Consider the following 21,854-nt stretch of genomic DNA (forward strand, 5'->3'; position numbering starts at 1 on the left):
TTGAACCTGCTGCGACAAAAACAACAAGCTCAGGAGCAAGACCATGAAAACCGCAACCCTCGCCACCCGCCGCTGGTGGTACATCATGCCGATCGTCTTCATCACCTACAGCCTGGCGTATCTGGATCGGGCCAACTACGGCTTCGCCGCCGCCTCGGGCATGGCCGCCGACCTGATGATCACTCCGGGTCTGTCTTCGTTGCTGGGGGCGCTGTTCTTCCTCGGCTACTTTTTCTTCCAGGTGCCCGGCGCGATCTACGCGCAAAAGCACAGCGTGAAAAAGCTGATCTTCTTCAGCCTGATTTTCTGGGGCGGCCTCGCCACCCTCACCGGGGTCGTTTCCAACGCCTATTGGCTGATCGTGATTCGCTTCATGCTCGGCGTGGTCGAAGCGGCGGTGATGCCGGCAATGCTGGTTTACCTGTGCCACTGGTTCACCCGTGCCGAACGCTCGCGCGCCAACACTTTCCTGATCCTCGGCAACCCGGTGACCATGCTGTGGATGTCGGTGGTCTCGGGGTATCTGGTGCAGCATTTCAGCTGGCGCTGGATGTTCATCATCGAGGGCTTGCCGGCGGTGATCTGGGCGTTTATCTGGTGGAAGCTGGCCGATGATCGTCCCGCTCAGGCCAAGTGGCTGAGCGAACAGGAAAAGCATGACCTGCAAAGCGCCCTCGCCGCCGAACAGGTCGGCATCAAGGCAGTGAAGAACTACGCCGAAGCGTTCCGTTCGCCGAAGGTGATCATTCTGGCACTACAGTTCTTCTGCTGGAGCATCGGCGTTTACGGCTTTGTGCTGTGGCTGCCGTCGATTCTCAAAGCCGGCGCGCAAATGGACATGATCGAAGCCGGCTGGCTGTCGGCGCTACCGTACCTGGCGGCGGTGATCGGCATGCTCGCCGTGTCGTGGGGCTCGGACAAACTGCAAAAGCGCAAACGCTTCGTCTGGCCGCCACTGCTGATCGCGTCTATTGCGTTCTACGGATCCTACGCCCTGGGCGCGGAACACTTCTGGTGGTCGTACACCTTGCTGGTAATTGCCGGCGCCTGCATGTACGCGCCTTACGGGCCGTTCTTCGCCATCGTCCCGGAGATCCTGCCGGCCAACGTCGCCGGTGGCGCCATGGCGCTGATCAACAGCATGGGCGCGCTCGGTTCGTTCGGCGGCTCGTACCTGGTCGGTTACTTGAACAGCTCCACCGGCTCGCCCGGTGCCTCGTACCTGCTGATGAGCGGCGCGTTGCTGCTGTCGGTGGTGCTGACGATTTTTCTCAAGCCCGGCGCCAGTGACCGCGTCGTGGCCAAAGCCGTTGCCACGCGTCCCGTGCCAGCGCATTCCTGAAGAGATTTTGCCCATGAAAAAGCAAGTCGTGCTGTACAAGAAACTCTCGCCGGCGCTGATGACGCGCCTGCAACAACACTGTGACGTGACGCTGATCGAAAGCCTCGATGCCGACGGCCTGATGAAGCTGCGCGACGCCCTGCCCGGCGCGTACGGTTTGCTCGGCGCCAGCCTGAAACTCGACGCGGCGCTGCTCGACCTGGCGCCGCAACTGCAGGCCATCGCCAGCGTTTCGGTGGGCGTCGACAACTACGACATCGACTACCTGACCCGGCGCAAGATCCTGCTGAGCAACACCCCGGACGTGCTCACCGAAACCACCGCCGACACCGGTTTCGCGCTGATCCTCGCCACGGCCCGGCGCGTGGTGGAACTGGCGAACATGGTGCGCAGCGGCCAATGGCACCGCAACATCGGCCCGGCGCATTTCGGCACCGATGTGCATGGCAAGACCCTGGGCATCATCGGCATGGGCCGTATCGGCGAGGCCCTGGCCCAGCGTGGGCATTTCGGTTTTGGCATGCCGGTGCTTTATCACAGCCAATCGCGTAAGCCCGCGGTCGAGGCACGTTTCGATGCGCAGTACCGCAGCCTCGAAGCGCTGCTGCAAGAGGCGGATTTCATTTGCCTGACCTTGCCGCTGACCGCACAGACTGAAGGCCTGATAGGTGCCGAGCAGTTTGCGCTGATGCGCCCGGAGAGCATCTTCATCAATATTTCGCGGGGCAAAGTCGTGGATGAGGCGGCGCTGATCGACGCGCTGCACCATCAGCGGATTCGTGCGGCGGGGCTGGATGTGTTCGAGCGTGAGCCGTTGAATCATGACTCGCCGCTGTTGCAGTTGAACAATGTGGTGGCGACCCCGCACATGGGCTCGGCGACGCATGAGACGCGCGAAGCGATGGCGCGATGTGCGGTGGAGAACCTGCTTGCTGCGCTGGCTGGAGAGAAGCCGGCGAATCTGGTCAACCCGGTAGCTTGGCAGGGCTGAAAATACGCTGAATGGCAGACTGCATTCGCGAGCAAGCCCGCTCCCACAGGGGGGCAGTGTGTACAGAAAATGTTTTGTACACGCCCATCTACTGTGGGAGCGGGCTTGCTCGCGAAGAGGCCGGTTCAAACCACACACATCTCTCAGGCACTGCGCGCCTGCAACAGCTGCGCCGCACACAACGCAATCCGCGCGCAGGCATCGCCCAGTTTCACCCGGTCCAGCACCAGCCCGATGCGAATATGCCCCGCCGCACTAGGCCCAAACGCCTCCCCGGCCAGCACCGACACCCCGTAACCTTCCAGCAACCGCTCGGCAAACGCCTGCGCGCCAAACCCGGTCTGACGCACATCGACCATCACGAACATCCCGCCATCCGGACGGATCGGCTGCAATCCCGGACAACCGCGCAACCGCTCGCACACCAGATCCCGGCGCAAACGGTATTCCTCACGCATCTGCGCCACTTCCGGCAGATCGCTTTCCAGCGCGACTTCCGCAGCTTTCTGCACGAAATCCGGCAAGCCGAACAGCATGCTCAACGACAGGTTCACCAAATGCTCGGCCAGCACTTTCGGGCCGATCGACCAGCCGACCCGCCAGCCGCTCATGGCGTGGGATTTGGACAGGCTGTTGATGGTCGCGGTGCGTTCGGCCATGCCCGGCAGGCTCGCCGGGCTGACGTGCTCGCCCTCATAGAGCAGATCGCTGTAGACCTCGTCGCTGATCAGCCACAAGTCGTGGCGCACGCAGAGCGCCGCCAGTTCCTGCCAGATCATTAGGGAAAGGCTCGCGCCGGACGGATTGTTGGGGCTGTTAAGCAACAGGGCGCGGGTTTTCGGTGTAATCCGCGCCGCGACATCGGCCGGGTCAACGCGAAAACCGTTCTGCGGCCGCACCGGAACCGGCACCACCGTCGCGCCGCACGCCCCGAATACGCCCTCATAGGTCACGTACATCGGTTCGGCGACGATCACTTCATCCCCCGGATCCAGCAGGCATTGGGCTACCGAATACACCGCGCATTGCGCGCCGGGCAGCACGATCACGTGCTCGGCATCCACCACCTGACCGCTGCGGCGCTGATGACGAGCGGCGATCAGCTTGCGCAGCGCCAAACGGCCACGCACCTCGGAATAATGCGTATCGCCCGCCAACAGGCTATCGATGGCGCCGTGAATGATCGGCAGCGGCGTATCGAAATCCGGATCACCCACGCTCAGCAGCAGGATATCGACACCCTCGGCGCGCAACTCCAGCGCTCGGTCATGAATCTGCCAGGCCGCTGCTCCCTCCCCGGCGATTCGTTGGGTCAAGGCTGAATAGCGCATGTACGTCTCCTGATTGCGCGGTCTCCAGCCTTCACCCTATCTCAAATCACAAAACGCGCCACCATGGCGTTCAAATCCACCGCCAGACGCGACAACTCATGGGTCGCAGCGCTGGTCTGATTGGCCCCGGCAGCCGATTGCGTGGCCAGATCGCGGATATTGACCAGATTGCGGTCGACTTCGCGAGACACCTGCGCCTGTTCTTCCGAGGCACTGGCGATCACCAGGTTGCGTTCGTTGATCTGATGGATCGACTGGGTGATCTGCTCCAATGCGACACCGGCGGCGCGGGCCATTTCCAGGGTGGTCTGGGTGCGCTGGTTGCTTTGCTGCATCGACGACACCGCTTCACCGGTGCCGTTCTGAATGCCGGCGACCATTTTCTCGATTTCCTGGGTCGACTGCGCGGTGCGATGGGCCAAGGCGCGCACCTCGTCCGCCACCACCGCAAACCCACGCCCGGCCTCACCGGCACGTGCCGCTTCAATGGCGGCGTTGAGGGCCAGCAGGTTGGTCTGTTCGGCGATGGCGCGGATCACGTCGAGCACCTTGCCGATGTCGCGGCCCTGCGCGGCCAGGCCTTCAATCATCTGCGCGGTGTTCTGCACGTCGCGGGTCATGATCTGGATCGCGTCGACTGTCTTCACCACTTGATCGCGACCTTCGCGGGCGGCGTGGGTCGACTGGTTCGAGGCCTCGGAGGTCGATACGGCGTTCCGTGCCACTTCTTCCACGGCGGCGGTCATTTCGTTGACGGCCGTCGCAGCCTGTTCGATCTCATCGTTCTGCTGTTGCAAGCCACGCGAGGCTTCTTCGGTGACCGCGCTGAGTTCTTCGGCGGCGGCGCCCAACTGGGTGGCGGAGCCCGCGATCTGCTCGATGGTTTTACGCAGGTTGGTTTGCATCGTGGCCAGCGCCTGCAGCAACTGCGTGGCTTCGTCCTTGCCATCGACTTCGATGGTTTTGCTCAGGTTGCCACCGGCGATGGTTTGCGCCGCCAGTACTGCACGGTTCAACGGGGTGACGATGCTGCGGGTCAGCAGCAAGGCCAGCAGCACGGTGGCCAGTGCCGCGACAACGGCAACAGTGACGATACCGGTAATGGCGCTGTCGTAATGCTCGCCGGCCTGAGCGGAGGCGTCTTTCGCATCCGAAGCGTTGATTGCGATCAGTTTGTTGAGCTGCTCGCCCATCTGATCGGTGCCGTCCTTGATCCTTGTATTGATCAGGGTGCGCATCTCTTCGACCTTGTCCTGGCGCGACAGCTCCATCATCTGGTTTTGCGCTTGCAAGTAGTTGTCGAGCGTCGCGGCGAAGACCTTGTATTGCGCCAGTTCCTCCCCTCCGGCCGGCAACGCGGCATAAGCGGCCTGGGCACTGCGCACCTTGTCCACCAGTTCGTTGATGCGGGTCTGGGCATCCTGCAACGCCGCCGGCTCTCGGTTGACCAGTACGCGGAACGACAGAATGCGCAGGCGCAGAACGTTTTCCGTGACCTTGCCCAGGTACGCGACGCTGGGTAGTTGATTGGTTTCCATGTCGACAGAGGCCTGGCGAATGGTCGACATGCGATTGACGGCGAACACGCCAAGGACGATCACCAGCAAGGCGATAAAGGCAAAACCGAGGAAGGCACGGGGCGCGATATTCAGGTTACGCAAGGACATGGTTGGACTCTCGGATAGAGGTAACTGCGAGCGTCCTTGCCGTCATCACTGGCCCTTGGGCGGGTTCAGTCCGGCGTCACTGTTCGAGGGAATCTGTGTGCGCCTGATCTCTGTATCGGCCGGGCTTTAGGAAGGTTTCGTGTAAAGCGGAAATATTTTTCAAAGTGTTACAGCAGTGAAACACCTTTGCAGCTTGCCCCCTGTGGTGAAGGGATTCATCCCCTCACCACAATGTTTTCAGTGCGTCAGATATTGAGTTTGGCCATCTGCCAGACCCGGGCAATATCCGTCGCCCGTTCGCGCAACAAGCGCGGCGCCTCGGCGCAGGCCTGTTCCAGGGTCATCGGGCCGCTGGTCACGGCGAATGCCGCATCGATGCCGTGCTCGTAGAGTTCCTGATAACCCTCGCCCAGCGTGCCCGCAATGACGATCACCGGCACACCGTGTTGTTTGGCGACCCGCGCCACACCGAACGGGGTCTTGCCGCGCAAGGTCTGCGCGTCGAAGCGGCCTTCGCCGGTGATCACCAGATCGGCACCATTGACGGCGTCGGCCAGGCCCACCAGTTCCGCCACCACTTCAACCCCGGCCTGGAATTGCGCGCCGAGAAATGCCTTGGCGGCAAAGCCCAATCCACCCGCTGCACCGCTTCCCGGTTCATCGCGAACGTCCTTGCCCAGCGCTTGCGCACAAAGTTCGGCGAAGTGCCCCAGTGCCTGATCCAGTTGCTGCACCTGGGTCGGTGACGCGCCTTTTTGCGGGCCGAAAATTGCCGAGGCACCGTGCGGGCCGCACAGCGGGTTGTTGACGTCGGCGGCGATGTCGAAGCGCACCTGGGCCAGACGTGGGTCAAGTGCGCTCAGGTCCAGACGCGCCAGTTGCGCCAACGCAAGACCGCCCGGCACCAGAGCCTGACCTTGCGCATCGAGCAACTTGACCCCGAGCGCCTGCATGGCCCCTGCGCCGCCATCGTTGGTCGCGCTGCCACCAATCGCCAAAATCACCCGTTGCGCGCCGGCATCAAGCGCGGCGCGAATCAGTTCACCGGTGCCGAACGTGCTGCTGATGCACGCATCACGCTGCCCCGGCGGCACCAATTGCAAGCCACTGGCTTCGGCCATTTCGATGATCGCGGTGTGGTTATGCGGCAACCAGCCCCACGCAGCGTCGACCGGTGCGCCCAGCGGGCCACGCACCCGGGTGCGGCGCAACTCGCCCTCGCAGGCGGCAAGAATCGACTCCACCGTCCCCTCGCCGCCGTCGGCCATCGGGCATTTGACCAGTGTGGCGTGCGGCCAGACCTGCGCCAGGCCCAGTGCAATGGCCTCGGCAACGCCTTGGGCACTCAGGCTGTCCTTGAACGAATCGGGGGCGATGACGATCTTCATGCGAATTCTCCAGTTCCAATGCTTCTCATGCTGCCAGTCGGCATGCGCATTGACGCCTGTCCGCTGCACAAGCGGGGTGGGCGTTTATTGTTCATTTCTACAAAAGCTCAGCGAGAGATGTGTTGTATGTACCTGCCTCTTCGCGAGCAAGCCCGCTCCCACAGGACGAGTGAACCCCAAAAGGTTGGAACAAGCTCTCACAAGAGGAATGCATTCCAAAAGGTGGAAGCAAGCTCTCACAGGAGGAATGCATTCCAAAGGCGGAAGCAAGCTCTCACAGGTGGAAAGCATTCCAAAAGGTGGAAGCCAGCTCTCACAGGAGGAATGCATTCCAAAGGTGGGAGCGGGCTTGCTCGCGAAGGCGTCTTTGAAAACACCCGATCAGCCTGGATCAGTCTGCGGTAACAATTGCACCCCAAGGTACAACGCCAACATCCCATCCAGACGCAGCGGATCCACCCCGCTGATCTCGGCAATCCGCTCCATCCGGTAACGCAAACTGTTGCGATGAATGCCCAGTGCATCGGCACACGCCTGGCTCTGTCCGTCGTGCTCGCACCAACTGCGCAGGGTCGCGAGCAACTGGCCGTTGCCGTCCTTGGCGATGACTTTACGCAACGGTTTGAGCAACTCGTCCAGCGCATCATCGTTGCGATGGCGCCAGAGCATCACCGGCAAGCGATAGCGATTGAGGGTCAGCAAGCGCGAGTGCGGTAACACGTCCCGGCCATAGGCAAGCAGATCGCCGACCCGCCGATAACAACGACGCAATCCGGCCAGCCCGTCCGCCTGCCCACCGACAGCAATGCGCAGAATGTTCCAGCCGAGGCCGTCAAGCTTTTCCAGCAAGCGATCATGCTCAACGTTCTGAGCCGCCGGGCGACACCACAGCAGCGATGACTTGGCCGAACTCACGCACCAGCTGTCCGGATAACGCGAGGTCAACCAGGCGCTCAACGCCTCGACGGTTTGCCCCGGGCCATGTTCCAGGCCCAGTTCGAACAGATACGGCACCCGGGTCAATTGCGGCTTGAGCCCCAGTTGCTGCGCCTCATCGACCAGGCGCGGCGAGTCCCCGGCTTCGCTCAACAGCAACGCCAGCAGGTCATCGCAACGCTGGCGCCGCCATTGCTGCTCGGCCTGCTGATTGCGCTGGCCGACCAGCATTTCCGCGGTCATGCGCACCAGTTCGGCGTAGGTGCGCAGTTGTTCCGGCTCACCGGTAATGCCGAGCACGCCGATCAAACGTTGATCGAGTAACAGCGGCAAGTTGATCCCCGGTTGCACACCTTTCAGATGCACCGCCGTCTGCGCGTCGATCTCGACCACACGACCGTTGGCCAGCACCAGTTGTGCGCCTTCGTGGCGAGTGTTGATGCGCTCCGGCTCGCCACTGCCGAGGATCAAGCCCTGGCTGTCCATGACGTTGACGTTGTAGGGCAAAATGGCCATGGCCCGGTCGACGATATCCTGAGCAAGGTCGTGATCGAGTTCGAACATGATCGGCAAAATCCTCAAGCAGCGGCGGCGGACGGTTGTTCACCCGCACAGGGTCTGACGGCAAACCCTGTGCTCAGGCACAAAGACAATCCGGCCACAGGTGGCCGAGACTCTCAGGGCGATCAACGTTAACCTGTGCATCGCAAAAAATCATAATAAAGAGAGAGCCGCTATGTCGCAGAGCGCCGCAGCTACCCAGACCATCGATGACGGTAAAAACGCCGTCTACAAACGCATCACCCTGCGTTTGATCCCCTTCATCTTCATCTGCTACCTGTTCAACTACCTCGACCGGGTCAACGTTGGATTTGCCAAACTGCAGATGCTCGACGCGCTGAAGTTCAGCGAAACCGTGTATGGCCTCGGTGCCGGTATCTTCTTCATCGGCTACGTGTTGTGCGGCGTACCGAGCAACCTGGCGCTGACCAAATTCGGCCCACGACGCTGGATCGCGCTGATGATGATCACCTGGGGCACGCTGTCGACTTGCCTGTTGTTCGTCACCACGCCGACCCAGTTCTACACCCTGCGCCTGTTTACCGGCGCGGCCGAAGCCGGGTTCTTCCCGGGCGTGGTGCTGTACCTCTCGCAGTGGTTCCCGACGTTCCGCCGTGGGCGGATCATGGCGCTGTTCATGTCGGCGATCCCAGTCTCGGGCCTGCTCGGCAGTCCGTTCTCCGGCTGGATCCTCAATCACTTCGCCGCCGGGCAAGGTGGTCTGGCCGGCTGGCAGTGGATGTTCCTGCTGCAAGGCATCCCGACCGTGATCCTCGGCGTGCTCGCGTACTTCCTGCTCAGCGACAGCTTCGCCAACGCCAAGTGGCTGACCGCACATGAGCGCTCCGTGCTTGAAGCCGATCAGGCCGAAGACCTGGCGAACAAACCAAAAACCACGTCCGACTCGCTGCTCGCGGTGTTCAAGAACCCGGCGATCTGGGCCTTCGGCTTGATCTACTTCTGCATCCAGAGCGGCGTGTACGCGATCAACTTCTGGCTGCCGTCGATCATCAAGAACCTCGGCTTCAGCGACAACCTGGTGATCGGTTGGCTGAGCGCGATTCCGTACTTGCTGGCGGCGGTGTTCATGTTGCTGGTCGGGCGTTCGGCGGATTTGCGCAAAGAACGTCGCTGGCACTTGGTGGTGCCGATGCTGATGGGCGCCATCGGCCTGGTCATCGCGGTGAACTTCGCCGCCAACCCGGCCATCGCCATCCTCGGCCTGACCCTTGCGACCATGGGCGCGTTGACCGGTCTGCCGATGTTCTGGCCGGTACCGACCGCCATGTTGAGCGCGGGTGCTGCGGCCGGTGGCCTGGCGTTGATCAATTCGATGGGGCAGATGGCGGGTTTCCTCAGCCCGTACCTGGTCGGCTGGGTCAAGGACAGCACCGGTTCGACCGATGCGGCGTTGTACCTGCTGGCGGGTGTGATCGTCGGCGGCAGCTTGCTGGCGTTGCGCATGACGCGCACGTTGCGCGCGTAATCACGCTTTAAATCAAAAGATCGCAGCCTGCGGCAGCCCCTACAGAAAACACGTATTTCTATGTAGGTGCTTCCGCAGGCTGCGATCTTTTTGCTTTCAGGCGAAAGCGTGCAGCTCACTGATTGCAGAAGCTGGGCTTGCCAATCACGGAAAAATCCCGCAAAAGCGCAAAGATCTTTAAAGGATTTTTACCAATGAGCTCGATTCTCGATCTGGAGATCTTCGTGCGCGTGGCCGATTCCGGCAGTATCTCTGCCGCTGCCCGTGCCTTGGAACTGACGCCCGCCGCTGCCAGCATTGCGCTAAAGAGGCTGGAAACCCGCCTCGGTATCCGCCTGCTCGCCCGTTCCACTCGCAGCATGCGCCTGACCGAAGAAGGTCGGCGTTATCTCGACAGTGTGCGCATCGCCCTCGGTGCGCTGGCCGAAGGTGAACAAGCGCTCAAGCAACAAGGCGAAGGCCTCAGCGGGGTGCTGCAACTCGCGGCGCCGTCGGACTTCGGGCGCAACGTGTTGCTGCCGTGGCTGGACGACTTCAAGCGCGAACATCCGAATATCCAGCTGCAGTTGCTGCTCAACGATCGCCAGGCCGACCTGTTTCGCGAAACCGTGGACGTCGCCCTGCGCTACGGTGTGCCCAGCGATTCGACGTTGGTGGCGTTGCCGATTCTGCCGGCGCATCGGCGGGTTGCCTGCGCCAGCCCCGACTATCTTTCCAGCCATGGCACACCGCAACATCCCGGCGAATTGAGCGAGCACAGCGCCCTGCTCTACCTGCGCAAGGGGCGGCCTTACAACACCTGGCGTTTTAGTCGCGAGGACGAAACGCTGGAAGTCGAAGTCCACGGCGACTACTTAAGCGATGACGGCGAAGTCGCACGGCGCTGGGCGCTGGCCGGGCATGGCATCGCCTACAAGGCCTGGCTGGACGTCGCCGAAGACGTGCACGCCGGGCGACTGGTGACACTGTTCAATGACTGGCAAGGCGAGAGCGTGCCGTTCAACCTGCTGTGCCCGCATCGGGTGCAGGTGTCCGAGCGAGTCCGGGTACTGCAGACGTTTTTGCAGGCGCGTTGTGCGTTACTCAGCCGATAATTCACTTTGCCGCATCGGACGCTTCTGGTATTTGATTGGAGTTTTCCCACCGATAAAAGGATTTCGGCATGAGCTATCGCACACTGGGGCACTCGGGGTTGCAGGTGTCTACCCTCACCCTCGGCACGATGATGTTTGGCGAGCAGACCAGCGCAGAGGATTCGCTGCGCATCATCGACAAGGCCTGGGATCAAGGCATCAATTTCATCGACACTGCCGACGTTTATACCAATGGCCGCTCCGAAGAGATCGTCGGCGAGGCGATTGCTCGCCATCGGCATGATTGGGTGTTGGCGACCAAGGTCGGTTTCGGCCCGGTGGACGGTGTGCCGAACCGCAGCGGTTTGAGCCGCAAGCATATTTTCAACGGGCTGGAGGCCAGCCTGACGCGTCTCGGCACCGACTACCTCGACCTCTATTACCTGCACCGCGAAGACCACAACACCCCGCTGGAAGTCACAGTATCGGCGATTGGCGATCTGATTCGCCAGGGCAAGATCCGTTATTGGGGCCTGTCGAACTATCGTGGCTGGCGGATTGCCGAGGTGATTCGCATCGCGGACAAGCTCGGTGTCGACCGCCCGGTGATCAGCCAGCCGCTGTACAACATCGTCAACCGCCAGGCCGAGACCGAGCAGATCACCGCCGCGCAAACCTATGGCCTCGGTGTGGTGCCCTACAGCCCGCTGGCCCGTGGCGTACTCAGCGGCAAATACGCGCCGGACGTAACCCCGGACGCCAACAGCCGCGCCGGGCGTCAGGACAAACGCATTCTGGAAACCGAATGGCGCGTGGAATCGCTGCGCATTGCCCAACAGATTCAGCAATACACCCAAGGCCGCGGGGTTGGCATCGTCGAATTCGCGATTGCCTGGGTGCTGAACAACAGCGCGGTGACGTCGGCGATCGTCGGGCCACGCACCGAACAACAGTGGGACGCCTACACCAAGGCGCAGGCGGTGAAGATCACCGCTGAGGATGAGGCGTTCATCGACTCTCTGGTGACACCGGGGCACGCCTCGACACCGGGGTTCAATGATGTGAGCCATTTTGTCTCGGGCCGTCAACCGCGTCAGGCATAAAAGCTTCGCGAGCAAGCCCGCTCCCACAGGGGATTGAGGTTTGGGTCGGGATGGGTGCCTTGCCGCAGACCCCATTGTGGGAGCGGGCTTGCTCGCGAAAGCGGTGGATCAGGCAGCACGATTGTTGAATGGGCGGACGCCTTCGCGATTCAGCCCGCTCCCACACGGGATTGCAGGCTGGATCGGGATGGGTGGCTCGCCGCAGACCCCATTGTGGGAGCGGGCTTGCTCGCGAAAGCGGTGGAACAGTCTCTGAAGATGTCAGGTTTGCTTCCCTCTCGCGAGCAGACCGAATCGTCGTAGCGTCGCTCCCACAGGATTTGTGCTTATCTTCAAGATGTGGGGAATATTGATCACTTGGCCAATATTCAACACAAAAACCACGTATCCTGCGCGCCCTGTTTGATCACCCACCCGCGAGGACAGTTTGTCTAAAGGTATCGCTTTATCGGTTTCAGCCTCGGTGCTGTTTGCCGTCATGTATTACTACACCTCGCTGCTCACCCCGTTGAGTGGCGTGGAAATCTTTGGCTGGCGAATGCTGCTGACCGTGCCGTGCATGACGGTGTTCATGCTGGTCTCCGGAGAATGGCGGCGGGTGCTGGAATTGCTGCGGCGTGTGGCCGGTTTTCCGAAGCTGATCGGTGGCCTGCTCGTTTCCGCAGCGTTGCTCGGCGTGCAGCTGTGGCTGTTCATGTGGGCGCCGCTCAACGGCTACAGCCTCGACGTGTCGCTGGGCTATTTCCTGCTGCCACTGGCGATGGTGCTGACCGGGCGCATCGTATACGGCGACAGCCTGTCGTACCTGCAAAAAATCGCGGTGTTCTTTGCAACCCTGGGCGTGGCGAACGAGCTGTATCAGGTCGGCGGTTTTTCCTGGGCGACGCTGGTGGTCGTGGTTGGCTACCCGCTGTACTTCGTGCTGCGCAAACGCCTGAAGACCGATCACCTCGGCGGCTTGTGGGTCGACATGACGCTGATGCTGCCGGTGGCGTACTGGTTCGTGCGCGGTGGCGAGCAAGGCTTTGGTGTGTTCGATCAGTATCCGGGCCTGCTGTGGCTGATTCCGCTGCTCGGTCTGATCAGCGCCTCGGCACTGGTGGTGTACATCATTGCGAGCCGCTTGCTGCCGTTCAGCCTGTTCGGCCTGCTCAGCTATGTAGAGCCGGTGTTGCTGCTCGGTGTGGCGCTGTTGCTGGGCGAAAGCATCAAGGCCGGCGAATGGCTGACCTACATTCCGATCTGGATGGCGGTGGTGGTGCTGGTGTTTGAAGGGTTCAAGCACCTGATGCGGCAACGCCGACCTTAAAAACAGCACAAAACAACTGTGGGAGCGAGCCTGCTCGCGAAAGCGTCAACTCAGTCAACTTTGATGTTGAATGAAGGACCGCATTCGCGAGCAGGCTCGCTCCCACAATTTGTAGCAGTGTCGAAAATTACTCGGTGGTCAGTACACCACGACGCACCTGGTCACGCTCGATCGATTCGAACAGGGCCTTGAAGTTACCCTCGCCGAAACCGTCATCGCCCTTGCGCTGGATGAATTCGAAGAACACCGGCCCCATCAGGGTTTCCGAGAAGATCTGCAGCAGCAGGCGCTTGTCGTCCGGGTTCGACGAGCCGTCGAGCAGGATGCCGCGCGATTGCAGTTGATCCACCGGCTCGCCGTGGTTCGGCAGACGGCCTTCGAGCATTTCATAGTAGGTGTCTGGCGGCGCGGTCATGAAGCGCATGCCGATCTTCTTCAACTGATCCCAGGTCTTGATCAGGTCGTCGGTGAGGAACGCCACGTGCTGGATGCCTTCGCCGTTGAACTGCATCAGGAACTCTTCGATCTGCCCGGCGCCCTTGGACGATTCCTCGTTCAGCGGGATGCGGATCATGCCGTCCGGCGCGGTCATCGCTTTCGAGGTCAGGCCGGTGTATTCGCCCTTGATGTCGAAGTAGCGGATCTCGCGGAAGTTGAACAGCTTCTCGTAGAAGTTGGCCCAGTAGGCCATGCGCCCGCGGTAAACGTTGTGGGTCAGGTGGTCGATGATCTTCAGACCGGCTCCAACCGGGTTGCGGTCAACGCCTTCGATGAACACGAAATCGATGTCGTAGATCGAGCTGCCTTCGCCGAAACGGTCGATCAGGTACAGCGGAGCGCCGCCAATGCCTTTGATCGCCGGCAGGTTCAACTCCATCGGCCCGGTTTCGATGTGGATGGGCTGGGCGCCAAGTTCCAGGGCGCGGTTGTAGGCTTTCTGCGAGTCCTTGACGCGGAACGCCATGCCGCACACCGACGGGCCATGTTCGGCCGCGAAGTACGATGCGACGCTGTTGGGTTCGTTGTTGAGGATCAGGTTGATCGCGCCCTGACGATACAGGTGCACGTTCTTGGAACGGTGGGTCGCGACCTTGGTGAAGCCCATGATCTCGAAGATCGGCTCCAGGGTGCCAGGAGTCGGCGATGCGAACTCGATGAACTCAAAGCCCATCAGGCCCATTGGGTTTTCGTATAAATCGGTCATGGTGACGCCTCATCATTCTTATCAATTAACCAGAGTTATTTGTCAGTAATGCTGAGACTGGCGGGAGGTGCGCAGGAGATGCCTCGCACACTGCGGGCGAGGAAGTCACCATAGATCAGTTGAAACCCGAATATCTTCATTGTCGACCCAAGGCTCTTGCGGGCGAGGCTTCTGCTGCCAGAAGACGATTATTATTGTATGCGTAACCCGATTCTACACAGCGTAAATAGGGTTGTCTGCCCTCTCTATAAAATCCGCCTTTTTGGCGCGGGCGCAAGGGGTTTGTTGCACAGGTAAATCCCCGCCAGTACCAAGCCGCCGCCCAGGCACAGGGTCAATGTCAGCTGTTCGCCGAGCAACAGCGCGCCGAGCACCACCGCCGTCAACGGATTCAGCGCAATGAACACGCCGGAACGGGTCGCCCCGATTTTGCGGATGCCGTCGTAATAGCCGATGTAGGCCAGCGCCGAGCCGAGCACGCCGAGGTAGATCAGGCTCAGCCACTGTGGCGTGCCGAGGCTGATCAAGGCTGCCCCGCTCACTTCGCCGCGCATTACCGCCAGCCCCCATAGCATCACGGTGCCGATCAACACCGAGAACGTCACGGTCTGCAGTGGGCCGAGGGACCGGTTCAGACCTTGGGAGAACAGCGAGTAGACACCCCACCCCACTACGCAGCCGAGAATCAATAGATCGCCGATCCACGCGTCAGGTGTCGTCGCAAGCAATTGCGGATTGCGGCTGACAATCACCAGACTGGCGCCGGCGATGCACAGCGCGATGCCAGCGACTTTCACCCGCCCCAGGCGTTCTTTGAACAGCAACCATGAGGCGAGGCCGATCACTGCCGGATTCAAAGCAACAATCAACGAAGCACGCGAGGCGTTGATGTAGTGCAAGCCATAAAAGAAGCACAGGTTGTAGAAGAAAATTCCGAAGAACCCCAGCAGCGTCAGTTGCAGCCATTGTCGGGGCGTTGGCCGCGCCAGCGGGATTCGCGCGATCCATAGAAACCCCAGCAGCGCCGCACTGGCGAGCAGGAAACGCAGGCTGGCGGCGAACAGCGGGCTGAGGCTGCCCGCCAGAAAACGCCCGGCGACAAAGGTCCCGCCCCAAATCATGGTGACCGCTGCAAGGGTTAGATAAACCGGGCGGTCGGAGGCTGTTGTGTGGGTTTGCTCAACGTTACGCATGACGCTCCAAACGAAGGAAGCTGAAGGATGGCGTATCATTCACTTCATTTCTTGTCATCGTAAAATGAGCAAATACTCATGACCCTCACTCAACTGGAGATCTTCTCGCTGGTCGCGCAACTGCGCGGTTTCACCCTCGCCGCCCATCGCCTGGGGATTTCGCAGTCGGCGGTGTCGCACGCGCTGAAGTCGCTGGAGCAGGAGCTGGGGGTCGAACTGTTACGCCGGCATCAGTCGCAGGTCGAACTCACCGACATCGGCGAGCAATTGCTGCAGCGCGGGCGGGCCATGCTTGGCCTGGCCAACACCTTGCGCCAGGAAGCGGCCGATGCGCGCGGCATGAAAAGCGGCACGTTGCGCATCGGCTCGTTCGGCCCGACCTCGTCGATCAAGTTGCTGCCGCCGATTCTCCGCCACTATCGCCAAGCGCATCCGGGCATCGAAGTGCACATTGATGAAGGGCCGGATCGGCAGATTGTCCAGTGGCTGGAAGAACGGCGAATCGACATCGGTTTTGTGGTGCTGCCCGAGGATCGTTTCGATACCTTTGCCCTGACCGCAGACCAGATGGTCGCACTGCTGCCGGTCAATCATCCATTGGCCGCGTCACCCGCACTGAGCCTCAAGGACTTGTGCGCCGATCCGTTTGTGCTGACCGAGGCTGGCTCCTCGGAGCTGGTTTCACGCTTGTTCAATGCCGCGCGCCTGCAACCGAACATCCGCTATCGTTGCTCGCAACTGCTCAGCACGCTGGATGTCGTTGGGCGTGGCGAGGCGATCACTATCGTCGCCGAAGGCTCCTTACCGGACGCTGCAACGCAGCGCTATGTAAAGAAGCCACTGTTGCCCGCCGTGCAGCGCCAGATCGGCCTTGCCGTCCTCGATCAGCGCCAGGCATCTCCGGCCACGCTGGCCTTTATCGAACTGGCGACACAGATCCATCAACCGTGAGCAGCACAAGCGTCAACGGCCATCTATCATCCCTTCTGACTCCGCTGGTTTTCACAGGCGCGCCGTTGCCAGGCCTGCATTCGAGAGTTTCACCCTATCGCATCAGGATGCGCCCATGCCCTTGACCGTCAGACCCCGCCGCAAACGTAGCGTGCGCATCATTGTGACCTCGCTTTGTGGTCTGCTGCCCGTCCTGTTGGGCAGCGCGATTCTGTATATGCAGGCCCAGCGCACCTTGCAACAGAGCACGCAAAACACCGCCGACGAGGCGCTGCGTCAGTTCGAATTGATGCTCGACAACACCGCCCAGGCCGCCAGTGATCTACTGCCCTTGGCCGGCCAGCCCTGCGAGAACGTAAAACTGGCATTACGCGAACAGGTGACCCGTCGACCCTTCGTGCGCTCGACCAATCTGGTGTGGGATAACAACCTTTATTGCAGCTCGTTGTTCGGTGAGTTCAAGGAAGCCGTGAACCCGGGCGACTACACCCAGGGCAAACTGTGGTTGATGAACGGCAACCCCGTCACCCCGAACACCGCGCTGTTGGTGTATCGGCTCAGCGAAGGTCGCGGCGGCGCACTGACCACGCTCGATGGCTACCACCTGAGCAACGTGCTGCGCCTGATTGGTCGGCAGACGCTGTTGTTGCTGCAGGTCGGCGACAATTGGCTGTCGGCCGATGGCAAGGTGCATCAGGGTGCGCTGCCAGCATTGCCGGTGGCGCAGAGCATGCTGGCGTCTTCGCGCTACGCCTTCAGTGTCAGCGCCGGTTTCCCGCCAGGCGAGACCTGGCGCTACATGGCCGACGAGTACCCGCCGTTGTTCAGCCTGCTGATATTTTTCGGGGTGATTTCGGGCGCTATCGGCCATGTCCTGCAACGGCGTTCCACCTCGCCCAGCCATGAAATGCTCCGCGCACTGGAGGCCGGCGAGTTCATCCCGTACTTCCAGCCGGTGGTGCATGGCGACAGCAAGAAGTGGTCCGGCGCTGAAGTGCTGATGCGCTGGAAGCACCCCAAGGAAGGTCTGGTGCGCCCGGACCTGTTCATCCCGTTCGCCGAACATTCGGGCCTGATCGTGCCCATGACCCGCGCGCTGATGCAGCAGACCGCAGCCCTGCTCGGCCCGCTGTCCCCGGACTTCGACAAGCCCTTCCACATCGGCATCAACATCACTGCCAGTCACTGTCAGGACCTGCAACTGGTCGACGACTGCCGCGAGTTTCTCGCTGCATTTGCGCCCGCCAGCGTCAGCCTGGTACTGGAGTTGACCGAGCGCGAACTGATCGAGCCAACCGACATTACGCACCAGTTGTTCGAGCAGTTGCATACGCTGGGTGTGATGATCGCCATTGACGACTTCGGTACCGGGCACTCGAGCCTGGGCTACCTGCGAACATTCAACGTCGACTTTCTCAAGATCGACCAAAGCTTCGTCGCGATGATCGGAATTGATGCGCTGTCACGGCATATTCTGGACACGATTATCGAACTTTCGGCCAAGCTCGATCTGGGTATTGTTGCCGAAGGTGTAGAAACTCAGGCACAGGCCGATTATCTGACTGCACACCACGTCAACTTCCTGCAGGGCTATCTGTTCGGGAAACCCATGCCCGGCGCCGACTTCATCGCTGCATTAAGTGACCATTAACTAAAATGAATTAACCCCGGGCGCTGCGAGCCGACGCACCAAATTGATACAAAACACCACTGTTGTTACATGACGACAACAACAGGATTTACTCTTGGCGCATTAACTACTACAATTTTTTCAGCCTGTGCAAGATTGGCAGGTGAGCCATTTATCACCGAGTCGCTTCAAGGCTCTTGGCTTATAGCTTTGTTTGCGGTTGGTATCAGCCAAACACACTATTGGAGTAAAGATATTGTCCAGACTCGCTGAATTTCGTGCAGCTGAAAAGGCCCTTCAGGAACAGCTCAAGCAGTTGGAATCGCTGAAGAACGATGCCGGGCTCAAGAAAGAAATCGAATTCGAAGAAAAGCTCCAGGGGCTGATGAAAACCTACGGCAAAGGCCTGAAAGACATCATCGCCATCCTCGATCCGAACCCGGGCAAATCCGGCCTGCAAGTGTCTGCCGCACCGAAAACCCGCCGCGCTCGCGTGGTCAAGGTCTATCAGAACCCGCACACTGGTGAACTGATCGAAACCAAGGGCGGCAACCACCGTGGCCTGAAAGCCTGGAAGGAACAGTACGGTGCAGCCACCGTTGATTCCTGGTTGCGCGGTTGATCTTGCGTCAACAAACAAGCCCTGCATTATGCAGGGCTTTTTTTTGGACAATATCTAACAAAAGCAACGATTTCCCTTGGGCTAGTTATGAAGCGGCTTTAACAGCCACAAGACGCGCGGCTAAACATTTTGCGCCGGGATGTTACCAGCGTAACCTGCGCTAACTTTGTGCTTAATGCCTTCGGGTATCTAACGGCCACCGGTCAGCGAACAGAGGCTTAAAGTTTCAAGCTGTTTCTCGCGGCGACTATTTCGTCGGCGCTGGCCTTATAAACCTCAGCCTGACCGGCGTAAGAAAGTACATAAGCCTTATCCGCCTCGACCGCAGCGACCAATGTTTGCGACAACACATGACGGCCGTTTTCGGTGATCGTGCAGGTGGTCTCCAGTGCATCGAGAGCGCCGAGTTTTGCCGGGTGCACCTTGTTGCAAACACTCTGATAACCGCCCTGGAAGAAGTCTTTCTGAATCGACTTGCGCATCTCCAGCAGAACACCCGGCACATTGACCTGATGGCCAGCCTCGACCTGGGTCATGGTCAACTCCATCACCATGACCTGATTGCCGTCGGCGTCGTTTTTCACCGCACGCTGGCGGGACACTTGCGGCGGTGTGTCGGGCAATGCCTGGACCTCCCAACCGGCAGGCCAGGTGATACTCGGCTGATCCGCCAGTGCCGGAACGGCCAGCAGCGACGAGAAAAGGACAACGAACAGCGCTTTGAACGGTCGGATCATTACCAGAGGCACTCGCAGATTGAGCAGTAAAGTCTGAGGCCGGCCCGTTCACAGAGCAAGCCGCGCATTCGGTTTGGCGATGCCGGCCCGCATGCGTATCATTGCGCCCATTCACTCGCCCCATTGTTACGGAGGGCCTATGAGCCTGCACGAACTGAACACTTTCCCCGGCGTTACCGCCACCCCGGACAGCGCAACCCGCAACTTCGTCTTCAACCACACCATGCTGCGTGTGAAAGACATCACTCAGTCGTTGGACTTCTACACCCGCGTACTGGGTTTCTCACTGGTCGAGAAGCGTGACTTTCCGGAAGCCGAATTCAGCCTGTACTTCCTCGCTCTGGTCGACAAGGCGCAGATCCCGGCCGACGCCGCTGCCCGCACCGAGTGGATGAAGTCGATTCCCGGCATCCTCGAACTGACCCACAACCACGGCACCGAAAACGACGCCGAATTCGCCTATCACAACGGCAACACCGACCCGCGTGGTTTCGGCCACATCTGCATCTCGGTGCCGGACATCGTTGCTGCGTGTGCACGTTTTGAAGAGCTGGGTTGTGATTTCCAGAAGCGCCTGACTGACGGCCGCATGAAAAGCCTGGCGTTCATCAAGGACCCGGATGGCTACTGGGTTGAAATCATTCAGCCTGCGCCGCTGTAACTGACTACATCAATCTCCTGCAGGCTCACTCCTGCAATTGAACATGTGTCAGGCATAAAAAAACCCATGATCGCTCATGGGTTTTTTCGTTTCAGCGACTGGCGTTTACGCCGGAGCCGACGTGCGGATCAAGTGATCGAACGCGCTGAGGGAAGCCTTGGCGCCCTCACCCACCGCAATCACGATCTGCTTGTACGGCACGGTGGTCACGTCACCGGCAGCGAAGATGCCCGGGATCGACGTCTCGCCACGGTTGTCGACGATGATTTCGCCGCGCGGCGACAGCTCGATGGTGCCTTTGAGCCAGTCGGTGTTGGGCAGCAGACCGATCTGCACGAAGATCCCCTCCAGCTCGACGGTGCGCAGTTCATCACTGTTGCGATCCTTGTAGCGCAGGCCGTTGACCTTCTCGCCGTTCCCGGTGACTTCAGTGGTTTGCGCACTGGTGATCACGGTGACGTTCGGCAGGCTGTGCAGTTTGCGTTGCAGTACCGCGTCGGCGCGCAGTTGCACGTCGAACTCCAGCAGCGTCACGTGCGCCACGATCCCGGCCAGGTCGATGGCCGCTTCAACGCCGGAGTTACCACCGCCGATCACCGCCACGCGCTTGCCCTTGAACAGCGGGCCGTCGCAGTGCGGGCAGTACGCCACGCCTTTGTTGCGGTATTGCTGCTCACCTGGCACGTTCATTTCACGCCAGCGCGCACCGGTCGCCAGAATCACGCTCTTGGCTTTGAGGGTCGCGCCGCTGGCGAAGTGGACTTCGTGCAGCTCGCCGTTCTTGCCCGGGATGAGCTTATCGGCACGTTGCAGGTTCATGATGTCAACGTCGTATTGCTTGACGTGTTCTTCCAGCGCCGTGGCCAGTTTCGGGCCTTCGGTTTCCTGCACGGAAATGAAGTTCTCGATGGCCATGGTGTCCAGCACCTGACCGCCGAAACGCTCAGCCGCGACACCGGTGCGAATGCCTTTACGCGCGGCATAGATCGCTGCCGAAGCACCGGCCGGGCCACCGCCAACCACGAGCACATCAAACGCTTGCTTGGCACTGATTTTCTCGGCCTGACGCTCAATGGCGCCGGTGTCGAGTTTGGCGAGGATCTCTTCCAGACCCATGCGGCCCTGACCGAAGTTCTCCCCATTAAGGTAGATGCTCGGCACGGCCATGATCTTGCGATCGTTGACTTCGTCCTGGAACAGCGCGCCGTCGATGGCAACGTGACGGATGTTCGGATTCAGCACAGCCATCAGGTTCAGCGCCTGGACCACATCCGGGCAGTTCTGGCACGACAGCGAGAAGTAGGTTTCGAAGGTGAATTCACCTTTGAGCGAACGGATCTGCTCGATCACTTCGGCACTGGCTTTCGATGGGTGGCCGCCGACTTGCAGCAGGGCCAGCACCAGGGAAGTGAATTCGTGGCCCATCGGGATGCCGGCGAAACGCAGGCTGATGTCGGCCCCCGGGCGATTGATCGAGAACGATGGCTTGCGTGCATCGTCACCGTTGTCGATCAAGGTAATCTGGCTCGAAAGACTGGCAACGTCTTTCAGCAGTTCCAGCATTTCACGGGATTTCGCACCGTCGTCGAGGGAGGCAACGATCTCGATCGGCTGGGTGACCCGTTCCAGGTACGATTTCAACTGGGCTTTAAGATTGGCGTCCAACATA

The 21,854-nt window shown here is 60.4% G+C and carries 18 protein-coding genes and 1 pseudogene; 10 read left to right on the forward strand and 9 right to left on the reverse strand.

Annotated features, from left to right (window positions below; translation table 11 throughout):
* Positions 1-43: 43 nt before the first annotated feature.
* Both U862_RS0108155 and U862_RS0108160 read left to right on the forward strand, forming a co-directional pair.
* Positions 44-1,342 (forward strand): MFS transporter, encoded by a 1,299-nt coding sequence (locus U862_RS0108155; RefSeq protein ID WP_025109936.1) that lies wholly within the window; start codon positions 44-46, stop codon positions 1,340-1,342.
* 13 nt (positions 1,343-1,355) lie between these two features.
* A complete protein-coding gene (locus U862_RS0108160) occupies positions 1,356-2,333 on the forward strand; it encodes a D-glycerate dehydrogenase (RefSeq protein WP_025109937.1) in 978 nt (325 codons plus the stop codon).
* A 143-nt stretch (positions 2,334-2,476) separates the two neighbouring features.
* On the opposite strand, the gene U862_RS0108165 is transcribed toward U862_RS0108160, so the two are convergent.
* The 5 genes and pseudogenes from U862_RS0108165 to U862_RS0108180 all read right to left on the reverse strand — a co-directional run bounded on the left by U862_RS0108165 (position 2,477) and on the right by U862_RS0108180 (position 8,219).
* Positions 2,477-3,664 carry a pyridoxal phosphate-dependent aminotransferase gene (locus U862_RS0108165; protein WP_025109938.1) on the reverse strand — a complete coding sequence of 396 codons (1,188 nt, stop codon included), beginning with the start codon at positions 3,662-3,664 and terminating at the stop codon, positions 2,477-2,479.
* A 41-nt stretch (positions 3,665-3,705) separates the two neighbouring features.
* Complete coding sequence (locus U862_RS31410; RefSeq protein ID WP_371262566.1) at positions 3,706-4,569, reverse strand: methyl-accepting chemotaxis protein; 864 nt, start codon at positions 4,567-4,569, stop codon at positions 3,706-3,708.
* Positions 4,564-5,331: pseudogene (locus tag U862_RS31415) on the reverse strand (MCP four helix bundle domain-containing protein); the annotation flags it as partial. The pseudogene U862_RS31415 and the gene U862_RS31410, both read right to left, overlap by 6 nt.
* A 245-nt stretch (positions 5,332-5,576) precedes the next feature.
* Entirely contained in the window at positions 5,577-6,719 is a 1,143-nt protein-coding gene (locus U862_RS0108175) for a glycerate kinase (RefSeq protein WP_025109940.1), read from the reverse strand.
* 381 nt (positions 6,720-7,100) lie between these two features.
* Positions 7,101-8,219: a sugar diacid recognition domain-containing protein gene (locus U862_RS0108180; RefSeq protein WP_025109941.1), complete on the reverse strand. Its 1,119-nt coding sequence runs from the start codon at positions 8,217-8,219 to the stop codon at positions 7,101-7,103.
* Between the two features lie 172 nt (positions 8,220-8,391).
* On the opposite strand from U862_RS0108180, the gene U862_RS0108185 reads away from it, so the two are divergent.
* The 4 genes from U862_RS0108185 (at position 8,392) to rarD (ending at position 13,187) form a co-directional block, all read left to right on the forward strand.
* Complete coding sequence (locus tag U862_RS0108185) at positions 8,392-9,702, forward strand: MFS transporter (protein ID WP_025109942.1); 1,311 nt, start codon at positions 8,392-8,394, stop codon at positions 9,700-9,702.
* A 194-nt stretch (positions 9,703-9,896) separates the two neighbouring features.
* Complete coding sequence (locus U862_RS0108190; RefSeq protein ID WP_025109943.1) at positions 9,897-10,796, forward strand: LysR family transcriptional regulator; 900 nt, start codon at positions 9,897-9,899, stop codon at positions 10,794-10,796.
* A 68-nt stretch (positions 10,797-10,864) separates the two neighbouring features.
* Positions 10,865-11,878 (forward strand): aldo/keto reductase, encoded by a 1,014-nt coding sequence (locus U862_RS0108195; RefSeq protein ID WP_025109944.1) that lies wholly within the window; start codon positions 10,865-10,867, stop codon positions 11,876-11,878.
* Positions 11,879-12,305: 427 nt separating this feature from the next.
* Positions 12,306-13,187, forward strand: coding sequence for an EamA family transporter RarD (gene rarD, locus U862_RS0108200; RefSeq protein ID WP_025109945.1), 882 nt, complete (start codon positions 12,306-12,308; stop codon positions 13,185-13,187).
* A 127-nt stretch (positions 13,188-13,314) separates the two neighbouring features.
* Here rarD and hppD read toward each other — a convergent pair whose 3' ends face one another.
* Both hppD and U862_RS0108210 read right to left on the reverse strand, forming a co-directional pair.
* On the reverse strand, positions 13,315-14,391 hold the full coding sequence (gene hppD / locus U862_RS0108205; protein WP_025109946.1) for a 4-hydroxyphenylpyruvate dioxygenase: 1,077 nt from the start codon (positions 14,389-14,391) through the stop codon (positions 13,315-13,317).
* Between the two features lie 245 nt (positions 14,392-14,636).
* Entirely contained in the window at positions 14,637-15,584 is a 948-nt protein-coding gene (locus U862_RS0108210; protein WP_025109947.1) for a DMT family transporter, read from the reverse strand.
* Between the two features lie 78 nt (positions 15,585-15,662).
* Here U862_RS0108210 and U862_RS0108215 point away from each other — a divergent pair, with 78 nt between their 5' ends.
* The 3 genes from U862_RS0108215 to U862_RS0108225 all read left to right on the forward strand — a co-directional run bounded on the left by U862_RS0108215 (position 15,663) and on the right by U862_RS0108225 (position 18,787).
* Positions 15,663-16,535, forward strand: a complete 873-nt coding sequence (locus U862_RS0108215) for a LysR family transcriptional regulator (protein WP_025109948.1) — start codon at positions 15,663-15,665, stop codon at positions 16,533-16,535.
* 115 nt (positions 16,536-16,650) lie between these two features.
* Positions 16,651-18,186, forward strand: a complete 1,536-nt coding sequence (locus U862_RS0108220) for an EAL domain-containing protein (RefSeq protein ID WP_025109949.1) — start codon at positions 16,651-16,653, stop codon at positions 18,184-18,186.
* A gap of 235 nt (positions 18,187-18,421) precedes the next feature.
* Positions 18,422-18,787 (forward strand): histone-like nucleoid-structuring protein, MvaT/MvaU family, encoded by a 366-nt coding sequence (locus U862_RS0108225; protein WP_025109950.1) that lies wholly within the window; start codon positions 18,422-18,424, stop codon positions 18,785-18,787.
* 218 nt (positions 18,788-19,005) lie between these two features.
* Here the strand turns inward: U862_RS0108225 and U862_RS0108230 are convergent, their stop codons facing one another.
* Positions 19,006-19,524: a DUF4946 domain-containing protein gene (locus tag U862_RS0108230; RefSeq protein WP_025109951.1), complete on the reverse strand. Its 519-nt coding sequence runs from the start codon at positions 19,522-19,524 to the stop codon at positions 19,006-19,008.
* 139 nt (positions 19,525-19,663) lie between these two features.
* On the opposite strand from U862_RS0108230, the gene gloA reads away from it, so the two are divergent.
* On the forward strand, positions 19,664-20,185 hold the full coding sequence (gloA, locus tag U862_RS0108235; RefSeq protein ID WP_025109952.1) for a lactoylglutathione lyase: 522 nt from the start codon (positions 19,664-19,666) through the stop codon (positions 20,183-20,185).
* Between the two features lie 105 nt (positions 20,186-20,290).
* On the opposite strand, the gene ahpF is transcribed toward gloA, so the two are convergent.
* The gene (ahpF, locus tag U862_RS0108240; RefSeq protein WP_025109953.1) at positions 20,291-21,853 is read right to left on the reverse strand and encodes an alkyl hydroperoxide reductase subunit F; all 1,563 of its coding nucleotides are present in this window, start codon (positions 21,851-21,853) and stop codon (positions 20,291-20,293) included.
* Position 21,854 lies beyond the last annotated feature (1 nt).

Source organism: Pseudomonas sp. H1h, from assembly GCF_000633255.1.
Classification (GTDB): domain Bacteria; phylum Pseudomonadota; class Gammaproteobacteria; order Pseudomonadales; family Pseudomonadaceae; genus Aquipseudomonas.